At 70.9% G+C, this 25,449-nt stretch carries 24 protein-coding genes, 1 rRNA gene and 1 pseudogene; 12 read left to right on the top strand and 14 right to left on the bottom strand.

Annotation, left to right across the window (positions count from 1 at the left end):
- Window positions 1-86 precede the first annotated feature (86 nt).
- Both gabT and ABZ911_RS11975 read left to right on the top strand, forming a co-directional pair.
- A complete protein-coding gene (gene gabT, locus ABZ911_RS11980) occupies window positions 87-1,436 on the top strand; it encodes a 4-aminobutyrate--2-oxoglutarate transaminase (RefSeq protein WP_358054531.1) in 1,350 nt (449 codons plus the stop codon).
- 149 nt (window positions 1,437-1,585) lie between these two features.
- Window positions 1,586-1,819, top strand: coding sequence for a hypothetical protein (locus ABZ911_RS11975; protein ID WP_358054834.1), 234 nt, complete (start codon window positions 1,586-1,588; stop codon window positions 1,817-1,819).
- 1 nt (window position 1,820) lies between these two features.
- Here the strand turns inward: ABZ911_RS11975 and ABZ911_RS11970 are convergent, their stop codons facing one another.
- The 4 genes from ABZ911_RS11970 to ABZ911_RS11955 form a co-directional block, all read right to left on the bottom strand.
- A complete protein-coding gene (locus ABZ911_RS11970; protein ID WP_358054530.1) occupies window positions 1,821-3,041 on the bottom strand; it encodes a saccharopine dehydrogenase C-terminal domain-containing protein in 1,221 nt (406 codons plus the stop codon).
- A gap of 179 nt (window positions 3,042-3,220) precedes the next feature.
- Entirely contained in the window at window positions 3,221-4,387 is a 1,167-nt protein-coding gene (locus ABZ911_RS11965) for an extracellular solute-binding protein (protein WP_358054529.1), read from the bottom strand.
- Window positions 4,388-4,467: 80 nt separating this feature from the next.
- Entirely contained in the window at window positions 4,468-5,973 is a 1,506-nt protein-coding gene (locus ABZ911_RS11960) for a CoA-acylating methylmalonate-semialdehyde dehydrogenase (protein WP_358054528.1), read from the bottom strand.
- Window positions 5,970-7,268 carry an aspartate aminotransferase family protein gene (locus tag ABZ911_RS11955; RefSeq protein ID WP_358054527.1) on the bottom strand — a complete coding sequence of 433 codons (1,299 nt, stop codon included), beginning with the start codon at window positions 7,266-7,268 and terminating at the stop codon, window positions 5,970-5,972. The genes ABZ911_RS11960 and ABZ911_RS11955 overlap by 4 nt, the downstream gene beginning before the upstream one ends.
- Window positions 7,269-7,468: 200 nt before the next feature.
- On the opposite strand from ABZ911_RS11955, the gene ABZ911_RS11950 reads away from it, so the two are divergent.
- From ABZ911_RS11950 to ABZ911_RS11940, 3 genes are all read left to right on the top strand, one after another.
- Window positions 7,469-8,074, top strand: coding sequence for an RNA polymerase sigma factor (locus ABZ911_RS11950; RefSeq protein ID WP_358054526.1), 606 nt, complete (start codon window positions 7,469-7,471; stop codon window positions 8,072-8,074).
- A complete protein-coding gene (locus ABZ911_RS11945; RefSeq protein WP_358054525.1) occupies window positions 8,067-9,026 on the top strand; it encodes a CU044_5270 family protein in 960 nt (319 codons plus the stop codon). The genes ABZ911_RS11950 and ABZ911_RS11945 overlap by 8 nt, the downstream gene beginning before the upstream one ends.
- A gap of 162 nt (window positions 9,027-9,188) precedes the next feature.
- On the top strand, window positions 9,189-9,896 hold the full coding sequence (locus ABZ911_RS11940) for an alternative oxidase (protein WP_358054524.1): 708 nt from the start codon (window positions 9,189-9,191) through the stop codon (window positions 9,894-9,896).
- A 16-nt stretch (window positions 9,897-9,912) separates the two neighbouring features.
- Here ABZ911_RS11940 and ABZ911_RS11935 read toward each other — a convergent pair whose 3' ends face one another.
- Window positions 9,913-11,376, bottom strand: coding sequence for an MFS transporter (locus tag ABZ911_RS11935; RefSeq protein ID WP_358054523.1), 1,464 nt, complete (start codon window positions 11,374-11,376; stop codon window positions 9,913-9,915).
- 55 nt (window positions 11,377-11,431) lie between these two features.
- Between ABZ911_RS11935 and ABZ911_RS11930 the strand changes: the two genes are divergently transcribed.
- Window positions 11,432-12,148, top strand: coding sequence for a TetR/AcrR family transcriptional regulator C-terminal domain-containing protein (locus ABZ911_RS11930; RefSeq protein WP_358054522.1), 717 nt, complete (start codon window positions 11,432-11,434; stop codon window positions 12,146-12,148).
- Window positions 12,149-12,161: 13 nt separating this feature from the next.
- Complete coding sequence (locus ABZ911_RS11925) at window positions 12,162-13,766, top strand: AMP-binding protein (protein ID WP_358054521.1); 1,605 nt, start codon at window positions 12,162-12,164, stop codon at window positions 13,764-13,766.
- Here ABZ911_RS11925 and ABZ911_RS11920 read toward each other — a convergent pair.
- Genes ABZ911_RS11920 through ABZ911_RS11900 form a run of 5 tightly spaced genes read right to left on the bottom strand, consistent with a single transcriptional unit; the run spans window position 13,756 to window position 17,273 of the window.
- On the bottom strand, window positions 13,756-14,367 hold the full coding sequence (locus ABZ911_RS11920; protein ID WP_358054520.1) for a hypothetical protein: 612 nt from the start codon (window positions 14,365-14,367) through the stop codon (window positions 13,756-13,758). The genes ABZ911_RS11925 and ABZ911_RS11920 overlap by 11 nt on opposite strands.
- Window positions 14,364-15,125 (bottom strand): hypothetical protein, encoded by a 762-nt coding sequence (locus ABZ911_RS11915; RefSeq protein ID WP_358054519.1) that lies wholly within the window; start codon window positions 15,123-15,125, stop codon window positions 14,364-14,366. The genes ABZ911_RS11920 and ABZ911_RS11915 overlap by 4 nt, the downstream gene beginning before the upstream one ends.
- Complete coding sequence (locus ABZ911_RS11910) at window positions 15,122-15,961, bottom strand: ABC transporter ATP-binding protein (protein ID WP_358054518.1); 840 nt, start codon at window positions 15,959-15,961, stop codon at window positions 15,122-15,124. Before ABZ911_RS11910 ends, ABZ911_RS11915 begins: the two co-directional genes overlap by 4 nt.
- Window positions 15,958-16,755 carry a zf-HC2 domain-containing protein gene (locus ABZ911_RS11905; RefSeq protein WP_358054517.1) on the bottom strand — a complete coding sequence of 266 codons (798 nt, stop codon included), beginning with the start codon at window positions 16,753-16,755 and terminating at the stop codon, window positions 15,958-15,960. The genes ABZ911_RS11910 and ABZ911_RS11905 overlap by 4 nt, the downstream gene beginning before the upstream one ends.
- Window positions 16,752-17,273 (bottom strand): RNA polymerase sigma factor, encoded by a 522-nt coding sequence (locus ABZ911_RS11900; RefSeq protein WP_358054516.1) that lies wholly within the window; start codon window positions 17,271-17,273, stop codon window positions 16,752-16,754. Before ABZ911_RS11900 ends, ABZ911_RS11905 begins: the two co-directional genes overlap by 4 nt.
- Window positions 17,274-17,332: 59 nt before the next feature.
- On the opposite strand from ABZ911_RS11900, the gene ABZ911_RS11895 reads away from it, so the two are divergent.
- The 3 genes from ABZ911_RS11895 to ABZ911_RS11885 are packed head-to-tail and all read left to right on the top strand — an operon-like array spanning window position 17,333 to window position 20,292.
- Window positions 17,333-18,268, top strand: a complete 936-nt coding sequence (locus ABZ911_RS11895) for a nucleoside hydrolase (RefSeq protein ID WP_358054515.1) — start codon at window positions 17,333-17,335, stop codon at window positions 18,266-18,268.
- 38 nt (window positions 18,269-18,306) lie between these two features.
- Window positions 18,307-19,923 (top strand): PucR family transcriptional regulator ligand-binding domain-containing protein, encoded by a 1,617-nt coding sequence (locus ABZ911_RS11890; RefSeq protein ID WP_358054514.1) that lies wholly within the window; start codon window positions 18,307-18,309, stop codon window positions 19,921-19,923.
- A 6-nt stretch (window positions 19,924-19,929) separates the two neighbouring features.
- On the top strand, window positions 19,930-20,292 hold the full coding sequence (locus ABZ911_RS11885) for a cupin domain-containing protein (protein ID WP_358054513.1): 363 nt from the start codon (window positions 19,930-19,932) through the stop codon (window positions 20,290-20,292).
- Window positions 20,293-20,362: 70 nt separating this feature from the next.
- Here the strand turns inward: ABZ911_RS11885 and ABZ911_RS11880 are convergent, their stop codons facing one another.
- Complete coding sequence (locus ABZ911_RS11880; RefSeq protein ID WP_358054512.1) at window positions 20,363-20,701, bottom strand: hypothetical protein; 339 nt, start codon at window positions 20,699-20,701, stop codon at window positions 20,363-20,365.
- 4 nt (window positions 20,702-20,705) lie between these two features.
- Between ABZ911_RS11880 and ABZ911_RS11875 the strand changes: the two are divergent.
- A pseudogene (locus tag ABZ911_RS11875) lies at window positions 20,706-20,966 on the top strand (class I SAM-dependent methyltransferase); the annotation flags it as partial.
- Between the two features lie 62 nt (window positions 20,967-21,028).
- Here ABZ911_RS11875 and trpS read toward each other — a convergent pair.
- Window positions 21,029-21,991, bottom strand: a complete 963-nt coding sequence (trpS, locus tag ABZ911_RS11870) for a tryptophan--tRNA ligase (RefSeq protein ID WP_358054511.1) — start codon at window positions 21,989-21,991, stop codon at window positions 21,029-21,031.
- 331 nt (window positions 21,992-22,322) lie between these two features.
- Here trpS and ABZ911_RS11865 point away from each other — a divergent pair, with 331 nt between their 5' ends.
- Entirely contained in the window at window positions 22,323-23,795 is a 1,473-nt protein-coding gene (locus ABZ911_RS11865; protein WP_358054510.1) for a phosphodiester glycosidase family protein, read from the top strand.
- A gap of 145 nt (window positions 23,796-23,940) precedes the next feature.
- On the opposite strand, the gene ABZ911_RS11860 is transcribed toward ABZ911_RS11865, so the two are convergent.
- Both ABZ911_RS11860 and rrf read right to left on the bottom strand, forming a co-directional pair.
- A complete protein-coding gene (locus tag ABZ911_RS11860) occupies window positions 23,941-24,795 on the bottom strand; it encodes a carbohydrate-binding protein (RefSeq protein ID WP_358054509.1) in 855 nt (284 codons plus the stop codon).
- 561 nt (window positions 24,796-25,356) lie between these two features.
- Window positions 25,357-25,449 (bottom strand): 5S ribosomal RNA (gene rrf, locus ABZ911_RS11855); the annotation flags it as partial.

Genomic DNA, 25,449 nt, shown 5'->3' with positions numbered 1-25,449 from the left:
TGTTGTCCATTCCGGCCAAGTGAGCTGCACCTATTGTGCCATCGCGACATATCGGCAGTTCGCGGCACCGGCCGTACCTTCACAGCATGACTACCCAGCAGGGAGGCCCGTCGCTTCCGCAGGAGCGCCGCCTCGTCACCGAGATCCCAGGTCCGAAGTCGCAGGAGCTCCTCGCCCGCAAGCAGGCGGCCGTCCCGCCGGGCATCGGCACCACGCTGCCGGTCTTCGTGACCCAGGCGGGCGGTGGCGTGGTCGTCGACATCGACGGCAACTCCCTGATCGACTTCGGCTCCGGCATCGCCGTGACCAGCGTGGGCAACGCGGCGCCGCGCGTGGTCGAGCGGGTGCGCAGGCAGGTGGCGGACTTCACCCACACGTGCTTCATGGTCACGCCGTACGAGTCGTACGTCGAGGTGTGCGAGAAGCTCAACGAGGTGACGCCGGGCGACCACGAGAAGCGCACGTTCCTGCTGAACAGCGGCGCCGAGGCCGTGGAGAACGCGGTCAAGGTGGCCCGGCACGCCACCGGGCGGCAGGCGGTCGTGGTGTTCGACCACGGCTACCACGGCCGGACGCTGCTGACGATGACGCTGACCGCGAAGAGCATGCCGTACAAGCATGGTTTCGGGCCTTTCGCGCCTGAGGTGTACCGGGTGCCGCTGGCGTACCCGTTCCGCTGGCCCACTGGGCCGGAGAACTGTGCGGACGAGGCGGCCGCGCAGGCCATCGACATGATCAACAAGCAGATCGGCGCCACCAACGTGGCCGCGGTGGTCATCGAGCCGATCGCCGGTGAGGGCGGCTTCATCGAGCCGGCCAAGGGTTTCCTGCCGAAGATCGCGGAGTACTGCCGGGAGAACGGCATCGTGTTCATCGCGGACGAGGTGCAGACCGGCTTCGCGCGCACCGGCGACCTGTTCGCCTGCGACGACGAGGGCGTGGTGCCCGACATCATCGTCACCGCCAAGGGCATCGCGGGCGGCCTGCCGCTGGCGGCGGTCACCGGCCGCGCCGAGATCCTGGACAAGGTGCACGCGGGCGGCCTCGGCGGCACCTACGGCGGCAACCCGCTGGCCTGCGAGGCGGCGCTCGGCGTGCTGGAGACGATCGAGAGCGACGACCTGGTCGGCAAGGCCCGCCGGATCGGCGAGATCATGCTGCCCCGCCTCAGGTCCATGCAGGAGCGGTTCGGCGTCATCGGCGACGTCCGCGGGCGCGGCGCGATGATCGCGATCGAGCTGGTCAAGCCCGGCACCAAGGAGCCCGACGCGGCCTCCGCCGCCGAGATCGCCAAGCGCTGCCACGCCGAGGGCCTGCTGGTGCTGACCGCGGGCACCTATGGCAACGTGCTGCGCTTCCTGCCGCCGCTGGTCATCCCCGAGCACCTCCTCGAGGAGGGGCTGAACATCCTGGAGAAGGCCATCGCCGACTCCTGATCTCCCCATAAATCGGGCATCCATCTTGCGGGTGGATGCCCGATTTTGTTGGTGTACAGGAAGGATGAAGTCCGGGATTTCACCCTCCCTTGACACCCGCCTAGACGATCACAGCGGTCCCCGGCGTTATAACGGTTCCCGTGAGCGTGATGGACTGCAGCCCGGCGGAGACGGCACGGAGCATGTTGACGTTCGACCCGGAGGGCCTGAGCTGGGCTCAGCGTGAGGGCGACGCCTGCGTGGTCTGCCACAAGAAGTGGCCTAGGCCGAGGGCGCGGGTGGGCCGCCTGCCGGACGACTCGGCGGTGCTGGCCTGCCATGACTGCGCAGCGGCGATGTTCCCCGTCCCGATGGCCACGGTCGTCGCCTTCCCGAGGCGCTGAGTCAGGCGGCCTGGCGGCCGAGTTCCTCGCGCAGGCCCCACGGTGAGCCGTACTCCGTCAGCAGGTCCAGGAACGGGACCGCGTCGAACGCCTCGGGACCGAGCACTCCCTCCCCGCGCCACACCCCGGTGGCCACCAGTTCCAGGGCCACGACGGGGTGGATGGCGGTCTGCCAGACCACGGCCTGCGAGCCGTACTCCCGCATCGACCAGGCGTTGTCCACCACGTGGTAGAGGTACACCTCGCGCGGGGCGCCGTCCTTGCCGACGCCCTTGACCCAGGTGCCAGCGCAGGTCTTGCCGCTCATCCGGTCGCCGAGCCGGGCCGGGTCGGGCAGGCTGGCCGCCACGAGGTCGCGCGGCGCCACCTCCGAACCGCCCACCTTGATCTTGTCGGCGCTGTCCAGCCCGAGCTTGCGCAGGGTCTTCAGCACGCCGATGAACTCCTCGCCGAGGCCGTACTTGAACGTCACCCGCCGGGCGTCGATCCAGCGCGGGACCAGCAGCACCTCCTCGTGCTCGACGTTCACGCACTCCACGGGCCCGATGCCCTCGGGGAAGTCGAACACCTCCGGCTCGCTGAACGGCTCGGTGGTGCGCCAGTCCCCGTCCTCCCACACGACGGGCGGGTTGAGGCACTCCTCGATCGTGGTCCAGATGGAGAAGGTGGGCGCGAAGTCGTAGCCGTCCACCACCAGGTTGGACCCGTCGCGGACGCCGACCTCCTCGATGCTGTCGAACAGGTGGTCGGCGGCATAGCGGGCGAAGACGTCGGCCAGTCCGGGCTCGACCCCCATGCCCACCAGCGCGAGCCGGCCGGCCTTCCGCCATCGCGCGTCGGCCGCGAACTGCTCGTCCCCGAGCTTGACGCCGGTCAGCTCGTACGGCTTGTGCGGATGCGGCTTGGACAGCGACATGGCCATGTCGAGGTAGTGGGCCCCGGCGGCCAGGGCGGCCTCGAACAGCGGCATGGTGAAGCGCGGGTCGACGGCGTTGAACAGCACGTCGCAGCGGTGTTCGCGGAGCGCGGCCTCGACCGCGGCCTGGTCGCCGGCGTCGAGTTCGATGGCGCTGAAGCGGGGGTCGTCCACCCGGGCGACGGCGTCCGCCGCCCTGCTCTGTTTGGAGTCGGCCACCACGATGTGATGGAAGAAATCTCGCCGGGCCGCGATGGGCAGGACGGCGGAACCCACGCCGCCGGCTCCCACAAGAAGGATTCTCATGCGAGGAGACTATCCACTGACTGGTCATTCAGTCGATATCGAACCCATGCAAAGTCGGACAAATCACACAGGATTCAGGGAGCGGGGCGCCCGGGGCGGGGGGACCCCGGAGCGCCCCTGGCGGTCGCGCCCAGCGGGGGGACGGGCGCGCCCGCGGCATCACCAGCGGAAGACCCCCGCTAGCCCACTAGCCCCCGCCACCGTTCGGTCCAGGTGGCATAGTCAGTGCATTCCCTGTCCTTGGGACGGCAATCCCCAGGTGGGCGAACGGCAAAGGTGATCTTTTCCAGCACGTCGGCCTTACCGGCGCCGTAGGCCGCGCACATCTCCTTGGCCCTGCCCTTGCACGCCTCCGGGCTGGCCGGCGCCATGCCGACCCAGGAGGCCGCGTCCCGCTGCACGTCCGGCTTGGCCATCCAGCTCAGCCAGCGGTAGGCGCAGTCGATGTTGGGCACGTTCGCGCCGAGCATCCACGAGTCGACCCGCCCCGTCGTGGCCGGGGCGCTCAGCACCCGGTACGGCTTGCCCGCCTTGCCCAGCAGCAGCCTGTAGTAGGGCGTGGCCTGGGCCAGGTCGAAGGAGCCGGTCGCGAAGCCCTTGGCCAGCGTGATCGGCTCCTTCCAGTAGGTCCTGCCGTCCTTGTGCACGGCCAGCTTCTTCATGACGGCGTTCAACTGGGCCGGGGTCAGCTCGAAGGGGTCGTCGACGCCGAGCTCGTCCTTGTAGGCCAGGGCGGCGTCGGCGATGGTCAGCGGGGTGTCCCTGAGCGCCACCCGGTCGCTCTCGAACAGCCGGGCCGGGCTCGCGTCCTGGACCTTCGCCGGGTCGTAGAGCACCTGGCCGTAGGTCCACAGGAACGGCACGCCGTACACCTTGCCGCCGGACTCGGTGAGCTGGCGGAACCGCTTGGACAGGTCGGTGTAGCCGGTGACCTTGGCGGTGTCGATGGGCTGCACCGCGCCGTCCGCGACCAGGCCGCCGGCCAGCTCGGGGCCCGCCGAGATCACGTCGTAGGGGCGCTGGGAGAGCTGCACGGCCATCTCCTCGGCCGTCTGCACCGTGGACAGGCGGGCGACCCGGCAGCCGGTCTCCTTCTCGAAGGAGCCGACCCAGTTGAGCTTGCCGCCGGACTCGGCGTAGCCGCGGAAGGCGAGGATCTGCAGGGTGCCGTCGCTCTGCGGGAGGGCGGGGGCGGTGGCCGACGGGGTGGGCGTGGCCGTACCCGTGGAGGAGGGGGTGGCGGCGGCGAGGCGGGGCTGCGGTGATCCCGCTGCCGTGCCCGAGCAGGCGGCCAAGGTCAGACACGCCGCTGCGGCGAGCGTTACGGCAGGTATGCGGCGATTCACGAAGTCCCCCTCTTCCAGCCTGGAGCTTACCGGGGAACACACGACGGCCCCGCGAGAACGTCGCGGGGCCGTCGCGGGCGCTACTTGTTCGTCGGGAACCCGAGGTTCACCCCGCCGTGGGAGGGGTCGAGCCAGCGGGAGGTGACGACCTTGCCGCGGGTGTAGAAGTGCACGCCCTCGGTGCCGTGCACGTGCGTGTCGCCGAAGAGCGAGGACTTCCAGCCGCCGAAGCTGTAGAACGCCATCGGCACCGGGATCGGCACATTGATGCCGACCATGCCGACCTCGACCTCGTTCTGGAAGCGCCGGGCCGCGCCGCCGTCGTTGGTGAAGACGGCGGTGCCGTTGCCGAAGTCGAGCCCGTTGATCAGCTTCAGGCCCTCCTCGTAGGAGGAGACGCGGACGACCGACAGCACCGGGCCGAAGATCTCCTCCTCGTGCACCCGCGAGCCGGCGGGCACGTGGTCGAAGACGGTCGGGCCGAGCCAGAAGCCGGGCGTCTCCGACGCCTTCGCGCCGCCCAGGATCCGCGTCTCGCGGCCGTCGACGACGAGCTTGGCGCCCTCCTCGACCCCCAGGTCGAGGTAGGAGGCGACCTTGTCCCGGTGTACCTCGGTGACCAGCGGGCCCATCTCCGAGCGCGGGTCGTCGCCGGGGCCGACGGTCAGCTTCTCCACCCGCTCGACGATCTTCGAGACCAGCTCGTCGCCGATCGGGTCGACGGCCAGCAGGACCGAGATCGCCATGCAGCGCTCGCCCGCCGAGCCGAAACCGGCCGAGACCGCCGAGTCGGCGACCAGGTCCAGGTCGGCGTCGGGCAGCACCAGCATGTGGTTCTTCGCGCCGCCGAGCGCCTGCACCCGCTTGCCGTGGGCGCTGCCGGTCTCGTAGACGTAGCGGGCGATCGGGGTCGAGCCGACGAAGGAGACGCCGCTCACGTCCGGGTGCTCCAGCAGCCGGTCGACGGCGACCTTGTCACCCTGCACGACGTTGAAGACGCCGTCGGGCAGCCCGGCCTCCTGCCAGAGCCGCGCCATCAGCAGCGAGGCCGACGGGTCCTTCTCCGAGGGCTTGAGGATGAAGGCGTTGCCGCAGGCGATCGCGATGGGGTACATCCACATCGGCACCATCGCCGGGAAGTTGAACGGCGTGATGCCGGCCACGACGCCCAGCGGCTGGCGGATCGAGTAGGTGTCCACCCGCGTCGAGACGCCCTCGGAGAAGCCGCCCTTGAGCAGGTGCGGGATGCCGCAGGCGAACTCCACGACCTCCAGGCCGCGCGCCACCTCGCCGAGCGCGTCGGAGTGCACCTTGCCGTGCTCGGCGGAGATCAGCGCGGCCATCTCGTCGCGGTGCCCGTGCAGCAGCTCGCGGAAGCGGAACAGCACCTGCGTCCGCTTGACCAGCGAGGCGTCCCGCCAGGCGGGGAAGGCCGCCGCGGCCGCGGCGACGGCCGCGTCGACGTCGGCCACCGAGGCGAGCGAGACATGCCCGCTGACCTCCCCGGTCGCCGGGTTGAAGATCTCGGCGGTACGGCTGTCGCCGTCGACGAGAGCTCCGTTGATCCAGTGCTTGACAGACTTCACGAAACAACCTCTGCGTTGATGACTTCTAGCGCGTCGACGATGATGCCGAGACCCTCCGCGGCCTCATCCACCGTCAGGGTGAGCGGCGGTGCCATCCGGAGGGCGTTGCCGTACAGGCCGCCCTTTCCGGCCAGCAGGCCGGCCTTCTTGGTCTCCTCCATGAACCTGGCCGCGAGCGCGGGGGCGGGCGCGCCGGTGGCCGGGTCGACGAGCTCGACGGCGAACATCAGGCCCTTGCCGCGGACGCCGCCGACGATCGGCAGCCTGGTGGCGGCCTCGCGCAGCCCGTCGATGATGATCGTGCCGGTCCGCGCGGCGTTGGCCTGCAGGTCGTGGTCGAGCACGTAGTCGAGGGTGGCGTTGGCCGCGGCCATCGAGATGGGGTTGCCGCCGAAGGTGGCCAGGCCGGTCGCGTGCAGGCCGTCCATCAGGTCGCCGCGCGCCACGACGCCGCCGACCGCGAACCCGTTGCCCAGGCCCTTGGCGAAGGTCATCATGTCCGGCGTCACACCGTGGTTGTGGATGCCGAAGAACGCCGACCCGGTACGGCCCCAGCCGGTCTGCACCTCGTCGGAGATGAACAGGATGCCCTGCTCGGCCAGCACCTCCTGGTAGGCGGCGAACAGCCCGTCGGGCGCCATGGTGAAGCCGCCCACGCCCTGGATCGGCTCGGCGATCAGCGCGGCGACGTCGTTGGAGACCGAGGTGGCCAGCACGTGGCGCAGGTCCTCGACGCAGGCCTTGATGTAGTCGGCGTCGCTGAGCCCCTTGAACTGGGCCAGGTGACGGTCGGCGCCGTGCAGGAAGTGCACGTTCAGCGGGGAGAGCGAGTTGTTCTTCCACGAGCGGTTCGAGGTGACCGAGACCGCGCCGAAGGAGCGGCCGTGGTAGCTCTGCCGCATGGCCAGCACCTGGTCGGACTTGCGGGCGTAGGTGGCCAGCAGCAGGGCCGTCTCGTTGGCCTCGGTGCCGGAGTTGGTGAAGAACACCTTGGCGTCGGGGATGCCGGACAGACGCGCGATCTTCTCGGCCAGCTCGATCTGGCCACGCAGCAGGTACACCGTACTGGTGTGCACGACGCCGGTGGCGAGTTGCCGCTCGACGGCCTCACGTACCTCGGGCACGTCGTACCCGATCATGTTGGTGAGGATTCCGGCGAAGAAATCGAGGTAGCTCTTGCCCGAGGAGTCGACGACGCGGTTGCCCTTGCCGCTGACGATCTCGATGGGCTCGTTGTAGTAGAGGGCCACCCAGTTGGGGATCACTGCCCGGTGGCGCGCAAGAAGGTCCGACATGCTCTGAGTATCCCGGTAATCCATCGATCCTCCCACCTCCAACCTGTCGGCATGGCGTCAAATCCGCTTACACCATGTAGAGGATCTCCATGCTCTCCATTCGACCTTATGTCATGACATAAGGACTTACAACTGAGCGAGAACTCGACCGGGGACATCGGGTGAAAGAGGGTGACAGCACCCCACGAACGGAGCCTCGATTGATCGCGGAGACAGAGCCGGTCGAGCGCATCGACGACGCCGCGCTCATCCGGCACTCCCTGCGGGAACCCCCCGCCTTCGCCGCGCTGTTCGACCGGCACGCACCGGCCCTGCACCGCTACGTCACCAGGCGGCTGGGCGACTCCCTGGCCGACGACGTCGTCGCCGACACCTTCCTGGCCGCCTTCAAACGGCGCGCCCGCTACGACCTCGGCCGCCCCGACGCCAGACCCTGGCTGTACGGCATCGCCGCCAACCTCATCGGCAAGCACCACCGCGGGGAGATCAGGTCCTACCGGGCCCTGGCCAGAACCGGCGTGGACGAGGTCGCCGACAGCTACGCCGACCGGGTGGAGGAACGGGTGTCGGCGGTCGCCGCCCACCGCGACCTGGCCCGGGCGCTCGCCACCCTGTCGGCCGCCGACCGGGAGGTGCTGCTGCTGATCGCCTGGGCCGACCTGACCTACGAGGAGGTGGCGCAGGCGCTCGGGATCCCCATCGGCACCGTGCGCTCCCGGCTGCACCGGGCCAGGAAGAAGTCCCGTGACGCCCTCGGCGGCGTCGACCCGTCCGCTCTCGACGACGAGGAGTCCGACCGTGGATGACCTGAAGGTGCTCAAGGAGATGCGCGCGGACGCGCCGGAGCCCGGCGCCGAGCGGCTGAGGACAGCGCGCTGCCGGCTGACCGAGGCCGCGGAGGGGCGGCGAATGCCGTACCGGCTGGGGTTTCGGCTGGTGATGGCGGGGGCGCTGGCGGTCGCGGTGGCCTTCGCCGTGGTGCTCGTCCGCGGCGGCGGCGAGGCTCCCGGCCACCTGCCGCCCGCGGGACGCCTGGCGAATCCGGCCGTCGTGCTCGAACAGGCCGCCCTCGTCGCCGAGAAGCGCCCGCTCGGCTCAGCCCCGCGCTCCGACCAGTGGCAGTACCGCAAGTACCTGACCGTCCAGTCCGACGGCAAGGTCAACACCTTCGAGGAGTGGATCCGCTACGACGGCACCCAGTCCGCCGGTCACGGGGACACCGGGCGGCTGGAGGTGCGCCGCCTCAAGCCCGACCCCGGCGACGACGACCTCTCACCGGAGCAGTACCGGGAGAAGCTCCTCCGGCTGCCCACGAATCCGGCCGAGCTCCTCGCCCAGGTCCAGGGCGACCGGCACTGGATCGACAAGCCCGTCGAAGACCCCGGCGGCGGAGAGGATCCCGGCGCGCGGGCGTTCCGGGTGCTGTCGGTGTACCTGGAACAGCAGGCGGTCATGCCGCCCAAGCTGGAGGCGGCGATCTACCGCGCGCTCGCGAAGATCCCCGGAGCCAGGGTCGAACTCGACGTCCGCGACGCGGCGGGCCGCCCCGGCGTGGGCGTCTACCACGAGTCCGGCCGGAACCCGATCAGCCGCCACTACCTCATCCTGGATCCCCGGACCTACCGCCTGCTCGGCAACCGGATGCTCCACCTGCGCGACGAGGTGCTGGACGGCGAGATCCTGGCCCGTGCGGGCAGCGCCCACACCACCGCGGAACTGGCCTCCGGCATCGTCGACCAGCCGGGCCAGACGCCCTGAACCGCCCACCCCCTAGGGGATGACCCGTGCGCCTGGCGGCGTACTCATGGGCGGATGAGTACGCCGCGAGAGGCACCCGCATTGCCCTCTGGCGGGCGACGACCGGCAGGGGGCCAGTCCAGCACTATCAGGTCATCACCGAAACGACCGGAGGAGTTTCCGATGACCGTCACCACCACCGTCCCCCGCCCCGAAGCCCCCGCGGGCCCGCCGAAGCTCAGCCGCGAGGCGCTGCGGGCGGCCCAGCAGGAGACGCTGGACACCCCGCGCATGGAGTACGGCCTACTGGCCAAGATGATGTTCAAGCCGGTCGACCTCATGTACGGCAAGCAGGGCTCGTTCGCCAAGTTCGCCATGCTGGAGATCATCGCCCGCGTGCCGTACCAGGCGTGGGAGCGGGTGGGCTACTGGGCCGTGCACCGTCACGCGGGCAGGTCGGCGCTGGCCAAGCGGGTGTTCGAGCGCATCGTCGAGGCGCGCGGCGACCAGGACAACGAGCAGTGGCACCTGCTGATCATGCAGGACCTGGTCCAGCGGCACGGCCTGAAGCAGAACTGGCTGCTGCACCAGGCGGCGCCCTGGTTCATCGCCTTCTTCTACTACCACGTCTCGTGGATGATGTTCCTGGTCAAGCCCGCCTGGAGCTACCGGCTGAACGCCGAGTTCGAGGACCACGCCGAGCACGAGTACATGACGTTCGTCGCGGAGAACCCCCACCTGGAGTTCGAGCCCGACCCGGGCACCTACGCCGACGAGTACGGCCGCCACCGCTCGGTGGCCGACCTGCTGCGGCAGATCGGCCACGACGAGCGGGTGCACAAGCTGGACAGCCTGGCCAGCCTCGACGAGCCCCGCGTGCGGGCGGCGTGACCCGCACGGGCCGCCCTCACACCGAGACGGGTTCCCGGGTGAGGGGGGCCACCGGGCGCAGCACGACCGCAGCGAAGACGGCGGCGCCCACGCAGAAGGCCGCGCCCACCCACGAGCCGAACGCCATCGCCGAGGAGAAGGCGTCGGCGGCGGTGGCCATCAGGCCGGCGTCCCCCAGGTGGAGCGCGCCGCCGATCGACTCGCGGGCCGCCTCGGGGGCGCTCGCGGGCATCGACGAGGTGTACACCCCGGCCAGTACGCTGCCGAGCACGGCGATGCTCATCGCGGTGCCGACCTGCTGCACGGTGTCGTTGACCGCCGAGCCGACGCCGGCGAACTCCAGCGGGATCGCGCCCATGAGCGTGGCGTAGGCCGAGGGCCCGGCCAGGCCGCCGCCCACCCCCATGATCATCAGTCCGGTGAGCACCAGCCCGTACCCCGAGGCCAGGGCGAGCACGACGAAGCCGAGGGCCATGATGAGCATGCCGGCCGCGATCAGCGTCCGGTTGGCGACCTTCTGCCCCAGCCCGGCGCCCACAATGTTGAACAGCGCGGCGAACACGGCGTACGGCAGCAACGCCAGCCCTGCCTTCATCGGCCCGTACCCCAGCACGAACTGCAGGTACTGGGTGAGCATCAGCAGCACCGCCCCCGTCCCGAAGGCCATCAGCACGATCGAGAACGACGCGCCGGTGAAGTTGCGGTCCCGGAAGAGCTTCAGCGGCAGCATCGGGTGCTCGATCCGGCGCTCCCAGACCACGAACGCGCCGAGGGCGACCAGCGCCAGCGCGCCGACGCCGAAGTTGATCCCCTTGGCGGGCGCCTCGATCACGACGAAGACGAGCGCGGTCATGCCGACGACGGACAGCACCACGCCCACCGGGTCGAGCTTGCGCCGCTGCCCCTTCGACTCGGGCATCAGGGTGAGCGCGGCCACGATGGCGAGGATCGCGATGGGGATGTTGAGCAGGAAGACCGACCCCCACCAGTAGTGGTCGAGCAGGAATCCGCCCAGCGTGGGGCCGAGGATCACGCCGACCATCGCGACCGTGCTCCAGGCGGCCATCGCCTTGCGCCGCTCGGTCTCGTCGAAGACGGTCATCAGGATCGACAGTGTGGACGGCATCAGGATGGATCCGCCGACGCCCATCAGCGCGCGGGCGCCGATCACCTGCCAGGACTCACTCGCCAGTACGGCCAGCACCGACGCGCCGCCGAACAGCACCAGCCCGATCACCAGGAAGCGCCTGCGGCCGAAGCGGTCCGACAGCGCGCCCGCCGTGATCAGCAGCCCGGCGAAGACCAGGATGTAGGAGTCCAGGATCCACTGGATGTCGGAGGGCGTCGCGCCCAGGTCCCTGATCAGGGACGGGATGGCCAGGTTGAGCACGGTGCCGTCCACGACGAGGACCAGCAGGCTCAGACAGAGGACCGCGAGAATCCACCAGCGTCTCGGGTCTCGTACAGCGTTCGAGTTCACTCGCACACTGTATGACAGTTCTCGTACAGTGTGCGAGTTGATTTATCCTGGGGTGGTGACCAACGAGCAGCCGTTCACCTCCGTCTGGACCCGCGAACCTCGCCAGGCCAAGTCCCACGGGCTCAGCCGCGCGCAGATCGTCCGCGCGACGATCGACCTGCTCGACGCCGAAGGCATCGAGTCCTTCAGCATGCGCAAGCTCGGTGCCCGGCTCGGCTCGGGCGCGACCAGCGTCTACTGGCACGTCGCGACCAAGGACGAACTGCTGGAGCTGGCCTTCGACGAGGTCTTCGGGGAGATCGTGGCCTTCGAGCCCGGCACCACGACCTGGCGCAACGCCGCCGCCGCCTTCGCGCACAGCATGCGCCAGGTGACCCTCGCGCACCCGTGGCTGGCCACGCTCATCGGGCGCCTACCCGGGATCGGCCCCCACGCCCTGCGGCTGGGCGACCGGCTGCGCGGCACCTTCCGCGAGGCGGGCTTCCACGGTCTGGACGCCGACCACGCCTGCTCGGTGCTCACCTCCTACGTCTACGGCGTGACCATCCCCGAGATCGCCTGGGCGTCGGTGGTCGCGAGCACGGGCGTGGACGAGGCCGAGTGGAGTGAGAGGGTCAGGCCCGTGTTCGTGAAAGCAGCGAAGGAGTATCCCGGCCTGCTCGCCGACTACGAGGCCCGCTCCAGCGAGAATCCACAGATCATGGCGGCCCGGAACTTCGACTACGGCCTGCTCTGCGTGCTCGATGGCCTTGAGGCCCGCCTGAAGTCGTAGCAGGATTCTGGTCATGAGCGAGTTTCGTACTGCCAGGGATCTGCTGTTGCGCGCCGACTACGCCACCGCGCGGCGGGAGTTCCGCTGGCCCGAGCTGGGCGGGTTCAACTGGGCGCTCGACTGGTTCGACGGCGTGCTGGCCGCCGAGACGCCCGACGCGGTCGCGCTGAAGATCGTCGGCCGTGAGACCTACACCTTCGCCGAGCTCAAACACCGCTCCGACCAGGTCGCCGGCTGGCTACGCGACCAGGGGGTGCGCCGCGGCGACCGGGTCCTGCTGATGCTCGGCAACCAGGCCGAACTCTGGGAGGCGTTCCTGGCCGCGATGAAGCTGGGCGCGGTCATCATCCCGGCGACCACGCTGCTGTCGGCCTCGGACATCGAGGACCGGATCGAGCGGGGCGGCGTCGCGCACGTCATCGCCAACGCCGCCGACGCGGCGAAGTTCGGCCCCGGCGGCTACACGCGGATCGCGGTCGGCGACGCGGACGGCTGGCTGCCCTTCCACGACTCCCGCCACGTCCAGGAGAGCTTCACCCCCGACGGCCCGACCAGGGCGGACGACACGCTGCTGCTCTACTTCACCTCGGGCACGACCTCCCAGCCCAAGCTGGTCGAGCACACCCACGCCTCCTACCCCGCCGGGCACCTGTCCACGATGTACTGGATCGGGCTGCGCCCCGGCGACGTGCACCTCAACGTCTCCTCCCCCGGGTGGGCCAAGCACGCCTGGAGCAACGTCTTCGCACCGTGGAACGCGGGGGCCACCGTCCTCATCCACGACTACCAGCGCTTCTCCGCGACCGCCCTGCTGGAGGTGCTCAGGGACGAGGGCGTGACCACGTTCTGCGCCCCGCCGACCGTCTGGCGGATGCTCATCCAGGAGGACTTGTCCGCGTGGAGCCTGCCGCTGCGGACGGCGGTCGCCGCGGGTGAGCCGCTCAACCCGGAGATCATCGACCAGGTGGCCAAGGCGTGGGGCCTGACGATCAGGGACGGCTACGGCCAGACCGAGACCACCGCGCAGGTGGGCAATGTGCCGGGCCTGCCGGTCAAGCCCGGTTCGATGGGCCTGCCGCTGCCCGGCTACGAGATCGCGCTGATCGACCCGGCGACCGGCGAGGCGGGCGACGACGGCGAGATCTGCCTACCGCTCAACCCCAGACCCCTGGGCCTCATGTCCGGATATGTCGGGCGGGACGAGGGGGCGGAGAGCGATGGTTTCTACCACACCGGCGACATGGCCTCCCGGGACGCCGACGGCTACATCACTTACGTGGGCAGGACCGACGACGTCTTCAAAGCGTCCGACTACCGCATCTCGCCGTTCGAGCTGGAGAGCGTGCTGCTGGAGCACGAGGCGGTCGCGGAGGCGGCGGTGGTGCCCGCGCCCGATCCGGTACGGCTGGCGGTGCCCAAGGCGTACATCACGCTCGCGCCAGGGTTCGAGCCGACGCGGGAGACCGCGGAGGCGATCCTCGCCTACGCCCGCGAGCGCCTGGCGCCGTACAAGCGGGTGCGCAGGCTGGAGTTCGGCGGGCTGCCGAAGACCATCTCCGGCAAGATCCGCCGGGTCGAGCTACGCGAGCAGCCGCCCGGCGAGGAGTTCACCGCCTGAGCGCGGGGTCGCGGGAGAGCGCGACCAGGGCGGCCAGCGCGAGGCCGAGCACGACCGCCCAGCGCAGGTGGGCGGCGAGCCAGTCCTGCTCGCGCAGCGTGAACAGGGCGAGCGGGGCGGGCTGCGCGTACAGCCCCAGCCAGCAGACCGCCAGGCCTGGCGCGGCGAGCACACCGGGCTCGGCGACGCCGCGCCCGGCCAGGAACGCGGCCAGCGCCACCCCGCAGGCCAGCAGCGCGGCCAGCTCCAGCGTGCTCCACAGCACCCCCTCCCCGGACAGGTACGGCCCCGCGACCAGCAGCGCGGCCGTCCACCCCGGCAGCGTCCAGAGCAGCGCCGCCGCCACCCGCAGCCCCGTACGCCAGGACAGCGGCAGCGGCACCGCCGCCACCACGTCGGCCGCGGCGTCGTCGAGCGCGAACACCGCGCCCAGCGCCAGCAGCAGCGCCATCACGCGTAGCGACCAGACGGCCTCCTTCCAGATCTGGTCCGGAGCCCGGAGCACCACGGCCATGCCGAGCACGGCCGCGCCCGCCGCCGGCTGCCAGCGCAGCAGCCCGCGGGCGAGCCCGGCCAGCTCGCGGGCCTGATGCGCCCTCACGGCATCGCCAGCGCGCCACTGACCGCGGCCGCCACCACCGTCGCCGCGCCGACCCCGAGCCAGAGCGCCCGGACGGAGGAGTCGCGCAGCATCGCCAGCGCCGCGGCGCCGAGGCCGAGCGCCAGCAGGTAGGCGTCGTGCCAGGCCAACGAGCCGGGCACGAACCCCACGAAGTCGCGGTACGGCGGCGGCCCCCAATAGACCACCTCGGGATTGAACCCGAGCAGGTGCCCGCTGTCGAAAAGGTCGTTCACCACGATGCTGAACGACACCAGCCCAATCATGACCAGTAGCGGCACCCCCGGCAGCGCGACCCACCGCGCGACGGCCAGGCCGAGCAGGCACGCGCCGAGCACGCAGAGCGGCCCCGCGCCGAGCTCCCACACCGTGGGCAGCCTCGGCAGGCGCACCCCGGTGGCCAGGTAGACGGCCAGCGCCGTGGCCTGCGCCAGGCAGGCGACCGCGAACGGGCCGAGCGCGGCCAGGCAGGAGGCGGCGGTGCGCGCGGCCCGGCTGAGCGGCACCGGAGCCAGCAACTCCTCGGTCCCGGCCCGCCGCGCCCGGCTCGTTGCCAGGTTGGCGGCGAAGAACGCGGGCACGCCGAAGAACATCGCCTGGGTGGCGGTGATCGCGCTGAACGCGGGCCGCATCCCCGCGTGAACGTCGTCGAACGCCGCTAACAAGGCGAGGGCCAGCCCCGCCAGCATGAGCGGGTGGCGCACCAGCAGCCGCGCCTCGACCAGGGCGAGAGTCCTCATGCCGCCGCCTCCCATGCGGCCTCGCCGAGCAGCAGCAGGTAGGCGTCCTCGATGGTGGGCTCCACCAGCCGGGCCCCGTCCGGCGCCGCTCCGATGTTCCGGAACAGCCCCTCGCCCGTACGCCACGACAGCACCCCGGCCCGCTCGCCGGACAGCCAGGTACGGCCCTCCGCCAGCGCCCGCAGTTCCTCGGGCGTCCCCTCGAACTCCACCCGCCCCCGCTTGAGCACCACCACCCGGCCGCACAGCGCGGCGACGTCCTCGGTCTGGTGGGTGGACAGGATCACCGTACGGCTCTCGCCGATCCGCGAGATCAAATCCCGGAAGCGCAGCCGCTGCTCGGGGTCGAGCCCGGCGGTCGGCTCGTCCAGCAGGACCAGCTCGGGCTCGCCGAGCAGCGCCTGGGCGATGCCCACCCGTCTGCGCATGCCGCCCGACAGCTTGCGGATCTTCTTCCCGCTCACCTCTCCCAGCCCGACCTCCCCGATGACCCGCCGCACCTCGTCGTGCCGGGCCCGCCGGTCGACGAGCTCCTTGAGTATCGCCACGTAGTCGATGAACTCGAACACGGTGAACCCGCGGTGACAGCCGGGCTCCTGGGGCAGGTAGCCGAGCCTGCGCCGGATCTCCAGCCGGTCGGCGACGGGATCGCGCCCGAGGATGGACAGCGTGCCGCCGTCGGCGGCCAGCACCGTCGCCAGCGTCCTGATCAGCGTGCTCTTGCCGGCCCCGTTGGGCCCGAGCAGCCCGGTCACGCCGGGGCCCGTGCGAAAGGACAGGCCGTCGAGGGCGCGCTGCCGCCCGTACACCTTGACGAGGTCGATCGCCTCGATCATGAGAACTCCTTGCGGCGCGCCACCAGGAGCGCGCCCGACGCGATGGTGAGAATCAGGAAGACGAGCTGCCCGCCCGCGCCGAACATGACCGGCGACGGCTCGCGGACGTTGCCGCCGACCACGACCAGCACCCACACCGACGACACCGCGGCCGCGCTGTACAGGGGCTCGAACCAGCTCGCCAGCGCCAGCGACAGGACGGTGAGCGCGATCGCGGGCAGCAGCCAGGCGGCCAGCGCCCACGTCTGCCCGAGCAGCGGCAGCCCGAGAACGGTCGCCGGAACCGCGGTGGCGGCCAGCACGGCCAGCGCCCGCATCAGCATGATCCTGAAGGCGGAGTACGGGGCGGCCAGCCCGATCCCGTGCGCCGGATCGGCCCCCCTGCCGAAGGCCATGCCCACCCCCGCCACCGGCAGCACCGGCGCGACTGTCAGGAAGAACAGCACCCCCCAGCGGCTCGTCTCCCGCGCCGCGAGCAGCGTGAACAGCAGCGCCAGCGCCCCGGCCGCGAGCCACGACAGGCGCAGCGAGGAGGCGGCGCCGAGCAGCCGCGCGGTGTGCTCGCGCACCCCCAGCAGCCGCAGCAGCCGCTCGAACGGCCCCGGCACCGGCACGTCGACCGCGTCCGCGATCCCGTCCCACAGCCGGTCCAGCCGCTCGCGCGGCACCTCGATCAGGTCACGGCAGCGCGCGCAGGCCAGCAGGTGCGCCTCCACCGACGCGGTCGGCGTGGCGGCGAGCGTGCCCGCGGTGTACCGCTGGACCATGTCCTCGTCCATGTGCCAGGCCGTCATGCGAGTTCCTCCCTCAGCAGTGCCTTGGCGCGCATCATGCGGGTCTTGACGGTCCCCGTGGGGATGCCGAGCAGCCTGCCCGCCTCGCGGGTGGTGAGCCCGTCGAGCACGGTGGCCTGCACGACCGCGCGCAACTCGGGCGACAGGCTGTTCAGCGCGGGGCCGAGCTCGCCGTATTCAATGCCGAGCAGCACCTGCTCCTCGGCCGAGACCACCACCTGCTCGTAGGCCGGCGGCACGGTCAGCGGGCGGCGGCGGAGCTGGTCGAGCAGGCGGCGGATACCGATCCCCCAGATCCAGGCCGCCACCTCGCCCCGGCCGTGCCACTTGCGGGCGGTGCGCCAGACGGCCACGAAGGTGTCCTGCACCGACTCGTCGACGACGGTGGGGTCGGCGCAGCGCCTGGTGAGGCGGGTGACGAGCCAGGGCGCGTGCCTGCCGTACAGCACCTCCAGCGCCCTGCGGTCGCCGTCGGCGACGGCCTCGAGTAATCGGGCGTCCGCCCACGTCTCATGCATGCCCCTCTGTCGTTCCGGGGGCCCGAACCGGTTCACGCGTCCGGCGCGACAGGCAGGGCATGAGACGACTTCTCGCCCTGCTGCTCGTCGCCCTGCTCGGGGTCGCCTGCTCCGCCACGCTGCTGGACGCCCCGCCCGGCTCCGGCAAGGTCATCATCGACGCCGACGTCGGCGAGCTGAACGACGACGCCCAGGCCATGCTGATGCTGACCGGCGCGCCCGGAATCGACGTGCTCGGCATCACCACGGTGGGCGGCAACACCTGGCCCGAGGACGGCGCCGCCCAGGCTCGCCGCCAACTCGGCCTGGCCGGCCGCGCGGGCATCCCGGTGCTGGCCGGCGCCTCCGCCTCGCCCACCCCACGCCCCGGCTACTCCGGTACGGCAGGCCGCCCCCGCCCCGCGCCCGTCCCCGGCGACGAGGCGGCCGAGTTCATCGCCGACCAGGTCAGGCGGCACCCGGGAGCGGTGTCGATCATCGTGCTCGGGCCCGCCACGAACCTGGCACGAGCGGTACAGCGGCATCCCGACATCGTCCCGCTGGTCAGGCAGGTCGTCCAGATGGGCGGCGGGCTGGATCCGGACGCGGCGGAGTTCAACCTGTGGTTCGACCCGGCGGCGGCGAAGGAGGTGGCCGCGCTGCCGTTCAGGCGGCTCACCGTGCTGCCGATGGACGCCGCGCGGGACCTGTTCGTGACTCCCGAGGTCTACCGGCGGCTGCTGGCCGGGCCGGACACGCCGCTCAAGCCGCTCCTGCGGCGGGTGATGGACCCCGCGCGCGCCGAGGACGGCGTGTTCGCCTGGGACGCCGTGGCCGCGGCGGTCTTCCTCGACCCCACCCTCGCCACCGACGTCGATGCCACCGCGACCCGCCGGGGTCCGGGCTCGACGAGCGCGGGAGGTGGATTCGTGTCGCTTGTCCGGTCCGTTGACGCCGGTCGGTTCTGGGATGTCTACGTAGAGCGACTGATCACCCATCACCTTGTAAATCGCTAAATGGACGTAATTACATGCTGATCGTATAAGCTCTGCCCGTGCTCCCCACCATCGCCGATGTGCTGGCCCTGGAGACCGTCCGCCGGGGCAACCCGCGCGTCGTCGCGGGCGCCGACCGGCTCGACAGCCGGGTGCGATGGGTGCACGTCGGGGAGATCGCCGACCTCGCGCACCTGCTGCGCGGCGGCGAACTGGTGTTGACCACGGGCGTCGCCCTCCCCGAGGACCCGGCGCGGCTGGCCGACTACATCGCCGAGCTGGCCGGGGTCGGCGCCTCGGGCCTGATCGTGGAGCTGGGCCGCAGGTTCGTCCGCGAACTGCCCAGCGCGGTGGTCGCCTCGGCCGAGGAGCACGGCCTGCCGCTCATCGTGCTGACCCGCGAGACCCCGTTCGTGCAGATCACCGAGTCCGTGCACGCGTGGATCATCGACATCCAACTGGAGGAGCTGCGCGCCTCCGAGCAGCTCCACGAGGTGTTCACCGAGCTGTCGGTCGAGGGCGCCTCGCCCGCCGAGGTGCTCGCCCAGGTCGCCCGCCTGTCCAACCGGCCCGTTCTGCTGGAGAACCTGGCCCACCAGGTGCTGGCCTGCGAGTCGGCGGGCCGCGACGCCGGCGCCCTGCTGGCCGGCTGGGAGACCAGGTCTCGGGCCGTGGCCCCGCCGGAGCGCACCGCCTACGACGCCGCCTCCGGCTGGCTGGTCACCACCGTGGGCGCGCGCGGCCAGGACTGGGGACGGCTGATCCTGCTCTGCGACGCGCCGCCGAACCCGCGCGACCTGGTGCTGGCCGAACGCGCCGCCACCACCCTCGCCCTCGGCCGCCTGCTGGAACGCCACCAGGAGTCCCTCGAACGCCAGGCGCACGGCACGATCATCACCGGCATCCTCACCCACGCCTACGCCGACCCCGACGAGGCCGCCGCCCGCGCCCGCGCCGTCGGCGTGCCGCTGACCGGGCGCAAGCTGATCAGCGTCGTGCTCCGCCTCACCGAGCCCGTCGACCAGGCACTGGACGGGCAGGCCCAGCTCGGCGAGCTGGCCGAGGCCGCCGCAGCCGCCTGCCGCGACGCCCGCCTGCCCGCGCTGGTCGGCGCGCTCGACCAGGACCGGGTGGGCGTCCTGCTGCCACTGCCGCCGCGCACCTCGGCCGAACCCGCGCTGACCGCCCTCGCCGACCGCCTCGGCCTGGCCTGGAAGCCCGGCAGCGCGTTCGTGCTCGCCGCGGGCTCCGTCGTGGAGTCCATCAGGGACGTACGGCGCAGCTTCCTCGAAGCCGAACAGGTCGCCGACGTGGCCGTCCGCCAGCCCGACGGCCGCGCCTACTACCGGCTGCCCGACCTGCGCCTGCGCGGCCTGCTGCACCTGCTGCGCGACGACGCCAGGACACAGACCTTCGCCGAGCGCGAGCTTGGCCCGCTGCTGGCGCACGACGCCCAGCGCGGCGGCGACCTCACCAGGATCCTGCGGATCTACCTCGACGCGGGCCGCAACAAGGCCGTCGCGGCCCAGCGGGCCCACCTGTCCAGGCCCGCCTTCTACGACCGGCTGCGCCGGCTCGAACGCATCCTCGACACCGACCTCGACAACGTGGAGTCGTGCCTGTCGCTGCACGTCGCGTTGCTGGCCCTCGAGTCGTTCCGCAGAGACAACCGATAGGAAGACATGATCCTCGTCCCCGCCGACCTGTCCGGCACGCTCACCACCGCCGGAGCCTTCTCCGTGCCCGTCCACGACGTACAGCTGACGCCCGACGAGCTCCACCCCGACCAGATCGTTTCGGGCTCGCCGGCCACCTCCTCCCTGGAGCTGGGCGAGGGCCGGGGCATCTGGGAGATCACCCCGGGCGTGGTGACCGACGTGGAGAGCGACGAGATCTTCGTCGTGCTGTCCGGCCGGGCGACCGTCGCCGTCGAGGGCGGCACCACCGTCGAGGTCGGCCCCGGGGACGTCTGCCTGCTCGCCGAGGGCGCGCGCACCACCTGGACCGTGCACGAGACGCTGCGCAAGGTGTACCAGTCGCGTTGAGTACCCCTCTACTCTGGCGCTTTCCGGTGATCGGCCTACCGTCGGAAGCGTGCCGCTCTTTCCGAATCCGCTAGAAGCCGCGGCCCTCCGGCTGTCGGTCGTGCCGCCGATGCTCGTCGACTACTTCAGCGTCCTCGGCTTCCACTCCCTGGTGGCGGGCGTACGGCTGGGCGTCTTCGACGCCCTCCGCTTCGGCCCGCGTATGGCCGCGCACCTGGCCGCCGACCTGGCCCTCGACCCGCCCGCCACCGCCGGGCTGCTGCGCGTCCTGCACGGCCTCGGCTACGTCCGCCCCCGCCGCGACGCCTACCGCCTGACCCGCGCGAGAACGATCCGAGCTGTCGCACTCCTTCCAGGCGTGGACGGCCGCCGTCGCCAGGCGGCAGGCGCCCGCCGCGGCCGGCGTCATCCCGGTGCACCCGCACGCCCGGCACGTGCTCGACCTCGGCGGCAGCCATGCCCTCTACAGCGTCGCGCTGCTGCGCAGGCACCCGGAGCTGCACGCCACGATCGTCGACCTGCCGCAGGCGCTCAGATCGGCGGCGATCGAGGAGGACCTGCGGCCCCGGGTGACGCTGCGCCCGGCGTCGTTCCTCGAAGGGGAACTGGGCGTGGGGTACGACATCGTGCTGCTGTTCAACATCATTCACGGGTTGAGCGACGAGGAGACGGCCGGGCTGCTGAAGCGGGCGGCGGCGGCGCTCAACCCCGGTGGGATCGTGGTGATCGGCGACCTTCAAAACCCCATCGCCGCCCGCACCTCGTCCAGGGTGCGGACCGCGCGCTCGCGGGCCACCTCGTTGCCCTTGAGCAGCACCTTCCTGACCTCGTCCGGGTCCAGCTCCAGGCGGCGCGCGCGGATCGGACGGAGGAACTCGTTGACCGCCTCGGTCACCACGGACTTGAGCGCCGCCGCGCCGCCGTCCCCGATCTCCTCCGCGAGCGACTCCGGCGAGCGGCCCAGGCAGAGGCCCGCCAGCAGCAGCAGGTTGGCCACCTCGGGCCGGTTCGCCTCGTCGAAGGTGATGCGCCGCTCGGAGTCCGTGCGCGCCTTACGGATCAGGGCCGCGGTCTCGTCCGCGGTGGCCGAGAGCGCGATCGCGTTGCCCCTGCTCTTGCTCATCTTGCCGCCGCCCAGCCCGGCCAGCAGCGGCGAGTCGCCCATCAGCGCCTGGGGCTCGGGGAAGACGCGCCCGTACCGCTCGTTGAACCGGCGGGCGATCAGCCGGGTGATCTCCACATGCGGCAGCTGGTCCTTGCCGACCGGCACCAGCGTGCCCTTGCAGAACAGGATGTCGGCCGCCTGGTGCACCGGGTAGGTGAACATCAGCCCGCTCACCGCGGCCTGCGAGCTGTGCTCGATCTCGTCCTTCACCGTCGGGTTGCGCTGGATCTCGGCCACGCTCACCAGGCTCAGGAACGGCAGCAGCAACTGGTTGAGCTCGGGGATCGCGCTGTGCTGGAAGATCGTCACCTGGTCCGGGTCGAGCCCGACCGCCAGGTAGTCGAGCATCAGCTCGGTGATGTTGCGCTGGATCGCGCCCGGCCGGTCCCGATCGGTGATCACCTGGTAGTCCGCGATCAGGACGTACATCGGATGGGTGCCCTGCAGGGCCACCCGGTTGGCCAGCGTGCCGAAATAGTGTCCGAGGTGCAGCGGCCCTGTCGGGCGGTCACCAGTGAGCACTGTGTGTTTCATCAGGTCCCTCGTTCTGGATTCAGGGGGACCGTCCTGGAATGACCCACCGGGCCGTCCGAGGACGGCCCGCGCATGCGGAGTTCAGCGGCCGTCGAGCGGCCGCCACCACATGCTGATTCGTGTCATGCGCCCATTGTAGAGGGGCTCCGACCCTTCAGAACCCTGGCGACTCGCAGCCGAATGGCCGGAACTCTTCCATTTCTGCGGCCCGTGTTATGTCAATCAGGTAACAGCGCGCACTTTCTCGGTACCTTTCGCGTGTTTCTCCCACTTGCCGACCTTGATCTCGCCAGGATGGTTCGGATCGTTTGTCAGCCTGGGGAGTACACAAATGTCGCGTCGTACCATCGTTGGCCTGTCCATGGCCGCGGTTCTCACCGTCACCGCTGTGCCCGTGGCCACCGCCGACCAGTCATCCGCGACCTTCCCCTCCACCAGATTCCCACTCGGCCCCCGCACCGTGCCCGTCAAGGCGCAGAGCAGCGTGACGCAGGGCGTCGACCTGTTCAGCGTCAGGCACGGCAAGTCCACCGACGGGTACACGGTGACGCTCATCATGCCCAACGGCCGCGACTACGGCACCCAGGAGGAGGCCGACCAGAAGGTCGCCGAGGTCGAGGCGGCCGGCGAGGTGGCCAGCGTACAGAAGGTGATCAGGCCGGGCGTGGCCGACTCCGCCGCCCAGGAGCTGTACGTCGTCAGGGTCGGCCTCTGGACGCTCAAGGACCAGGGCAAGGCCGCCAAGATGGTCGAGAAGCTCAAGGACGCCGGCATCCGCGCCAAGGCCGACTACCTCGGCGACGACGGCCTGAAGACCACCGGCCCGTGGGACATGAAGGTCCTCATGGTCAACCCGCGGACGTTCCGCGGCTCGTTCGCCGCCAGCCTCGGCAAGAGCGTCGCCAAGCGCGAGACCACCAGCGCCATGGCCAAGGACGGCCACGCGATCGCCGCCGTCAACGGCGGCTTCTTCAACATCCACACCCTGCCCGCGCTGCGCGGCGAGCCCGTCGGCATCTCCGTCGTGGGCGGCCGCCTGCTCAGCGAGGCCGTCCCCGGCCGCGCCGCCATCGTCCTCAAGGGCCGTACGGCCCGCCTCACCGAACTCGACACCCAACTCGCCGTCACCTCCCAGGACGGCACCAAGACCGCCGTCCACGGCGTCAACCGGCTCGGCAAGGGCGACGAGATGGTCCTCTACACCGAGGAGTACGGCGCCAAGACCCCTGCCGACAACGGTGCCGACGCCGTCATCGACGCCCAGGGCAAGGTCATCGCCCTGCGGGCGTCCGGCGGCGCCGTGCCCAAGGATGCTCGGGTCCTGCACGGGTCGGGCGCGTCCGGCGAGTGGCTGTGGGAGCACGCCTGGGAGGGCTGGACGCTCAACCTCGACACCAAGGTCATCGACCGGCGGACCGGCAAGGCCCTGGCGCTCACCCCCGACCTGCACGTGATCGGCGGCGGCGTCGGGCTGGTCAGGAACGGGCAGGTCAACGTCATGGCCAAGCGGGACGGCCACGACTCGGTGAATATGATCCTGCGCCGGCACCCGCGCACCATGGTCGGGGTCACCCGCTCGGGCGGACTCATCCTGGCCACCGTCGACGGGCGCAAGCCCGGGATCACGGTCGGCGCGAACATGGTCGAGGCCGCACAGATCATGAAGTGGCTGGGCGCGGTCCAGGCGATCAACCTGGACGGCGGCGGCTCCTCGGCGATGGTCGTGGGCAAGAAGGTCGTCAACAAGCCCTCCGACGGCCGCGAGCGCGCGGTGGGCGACGCCCTCCTGATCCTCCCCCGCTAATCCTCAACGGGGTACGCCCGGCCACTTGGCGTCGTCGCCTCCTGGTCGGGCGTGCCGCGTCTCCCGGCCGGGCGTGCCCCGCGGCTGGGGACCGTGCCGTGGCCGGCCCGCGGGAAGCGGCACGCCCGGGCTCATCCGGGAGTGCTCAGAGGCGCTGCCACAGCGCCGGGACGTTCGGCGGCTCCCACCCGACCTGAGCGGTGTGCCCCTGCAGGCAGCGGTACGACACGCTGTTGTAGGTGACCTGAGCACCCGACGCGTACGACGTTCCCGCCCGCCATGTGCCCGTGGGGGGCGGACTGGTCGGCGGCGGGCTGGTGGGCGGCGGGCTCGTCGGCGGCACGCCCGGCACGTTCAGCACGAAGTCGAACGACGCCTCCCGGCCGGGGTTGCCCGTGCGGACGGTCATCAGCAGCGCCGGGTTGAAGATCGTGTCGGTGTTGTTGCGGGGCTCACCCGGGAAGTACAGCTGGGTGGTGAGGACCGGCCGGTTGGGCGCCTGGACCTTGACATGCAGGTGCCGGGTACGGCCCGGGTAGAGGCCCGGCACGATCGTGGTGAGCGTGAAGGCACCCTGCGCGTTGGTGAACTGGTGACCGCGGAAGCTGAAGCCGCTGTTGTCGTAGGTGCCGTTCGTGTCGCACTGCCAGAAGTCCAGCAGCGCGTTCGCGATCGGCTGGCAGGCGAGGCCGAAGACGTACCCGCTCACAGCGAGCCGCACGCCAGGCGTGCCTGGGCCGGCCAGCACCGTGCGCTGCGGGGAGTTCGGCTTGAAGTAGGGCCCCTCGGTCTGCGGCGGGGTCGGGTCGTCGCCGTCGTCACAGAACGGCGTGGGCGTGAGCAGGACGCCCGAGGAGCTCGCGTCACGTGCCAGCGCGGGGACCGCGGTGGCCAGCAGCGGCAGCGGCGCCGCGATGAGGGCGGCCTTGAGCAAGGTCTTGCGAGTGATTCCACTTGGGATCTCGTCTTCGTTTCCCGGCCGGGTGCCGTCGACATCCACCGTGGGCTCCTTTGTTTGCAGGGGGGTGTTGTGTGGCGCGGCTGTGAGCGCCACAACCGCGCCACCACCAACCTGACATCGGACGGCTCGACACATAACCATCCAGATCTCCATATGACAGCGATATACCCCACCTCCTCGTATGGCCGGTGCCATTTGACGATCGGGGCGGCCGAGGGGCCGCCAAGGGCTTCGGCGGCGGGCTCATCGATGACACTCAGGACGACCCGCCGCCGATCAGGCATGACACCGGCGCTTGGGGCCACCGTGAGCATGCTCACCCTCAGCCTGATCCTCACCGTGTTCCTGCCCCGCCGCGCCCGAGGCAGAGGAGAGCGGCAAGCCTGGACAGGCAGAGACGGCCACATACCAGCATCAAGGGATGCCAGGTCCGGACAAGGTGAGGTGATCGCCTCGGCACCGTGGGATGCGAGGTTCGGACGGCTGAGGTGATCGCCCCGGCGCCAGAGGCGTTCTAGATGAGCGGCTCTGCCGGCGGTGTAGGGCCGGAAACGACGAAAGGGCCACCCCATGCGGGGTGGCCCTTTCGTATCAATATTTGTGCGGCGGCGACCTACTCTCCCACACCCTCCCGAGTGCAGTACCATCGGCGCTGCAGAGCTTAACTTCCGGGTTCGGAATGTAACCGGGTGT

Origin of the sequence: Nonomuraea sp. NPDC046570 (genome assembly GCF_040645915.1) — a bacterium.
In the GTDB taxonomy this organism is placed as follows: Bacteria; Actinomycetota; Actinomycetes; order Streptosporangiales; family Streptosporangiaceae; genus Nonomuraea.
This window is presented reverse-complemented; position numbering and strand designations above follow the sequence as displayed.

Excerpts from the sequence above, each read along its gene's own strand:
- gabT (WP_358054531.1), top strand. The coding sequence starts at position 87 with ATGACTACCCAGCAGGGAGGCCCGTCGCTTCCGCAGGAGCGCCGCCTC.
- ABZ911_RS11975 (WP_358054834.1), top strand. The coding sequence starts at position 1,586 with ATGGACTGCAGCCCGGCGGAGACGGCACGGAGCATGTTGACGTTCGAC.
- ABZ911_RS11970 (WP_358054530.1), bottom strand. The coding sequence starts at position 3,041 with ATGAGAATCCTTCTTGTGGGAGCCGGCGGCGTGGGTTCCGCCGTCCTG.
- ABZ911_RS11955 (WP_358054527.1), bottom strand. The coding sequence starts at position 7,268 with ATGTCGGACCTTCTTGCGCGCCACCGGGCAGTGATCCCCAACTGGGTG.
- ABZ911_RS11940 (WP_358054524.1), top strand. The coding sequence starts at position 9,189 with ATGACCGTCACCACCACCGTCCCCCGCCCCGAAGCCCCCGCGGGCCCG.
- ABZ911_RS11925 (WP_358054521.1), top strand. The coding sequence starts at position 12,162 with ATGAGCGAGTTTCGTACTGCCAGGGATCTGCTGTTGCGCGCCGACTAC.
- ABZ911_RS11915 (WP_358054519.1), bottom strand. The coding sequence starts at position 15,125 with ATGAGGACTCTCGCCCTGGTCGAGGCGCGGCTGCTGGTGCGCCACCCG.
- ABZ911_RS11910 (WP_358054518.1), bottom strand. The coding sequence starts at position 15,961 with ATGATCGAGGCGATCGACCTCGTCAAGGTGTACGGGCGGCAGCGCGCC.
- ABZ911_RS11905 (WP_358054517.1), bottom strand. The coding sequence starts at position 16,755 with ATGACGGCCTGGCACATGGACGAGGACATGGTCCAGCGGTACACCGCG.
- ABZ911_RS11900 (WP_358054516.1), bottom strand. The coding sequence starts at position 17,273 with ATGCATGAGACGTGGGCGGACGCCCGATTACTCGAGGCCGTCGCCGAC.
- ABZ911_RS11895 (WP_358054515.1), top strand. The coding sequence starts at position 17,333 with ATGAGACGACTTCTCGCCCTGCTGCTCGTCGCCCTGCTCGGGGTCGCC.
- ABZ911_RS11885 (WP_358054513.1), top strand. The coding sequence starts at position 19,930 with ATGATCCTCGTCCCCGCCGACCTGTCCGGCACGCTCACCACCGCCGGA.
- ABZ911_RS11880 (WP_358054512.1), bottom strand. The coding sequence starts at position 20,701 with ATGACGCCGGCCGCGGCGGGCGCCTGCCGCCTGGCGACGGCGGCCGTC.
- trpS (WP_358054511.1), bottom strand. The coding sequence starts at position 21,991 with ATGAAACACACAGTGCTCACTGGTGACCGCCCGACAGGGCCGCTGCAC.
- ABZ911_RS11865 (WP_358054510.1), top strand. The coding sequence starts at position 22,323 with ATGTCGCGTCGTACCATCGTTGGCCTGTCCATGGCCGCGGTTCTCACC.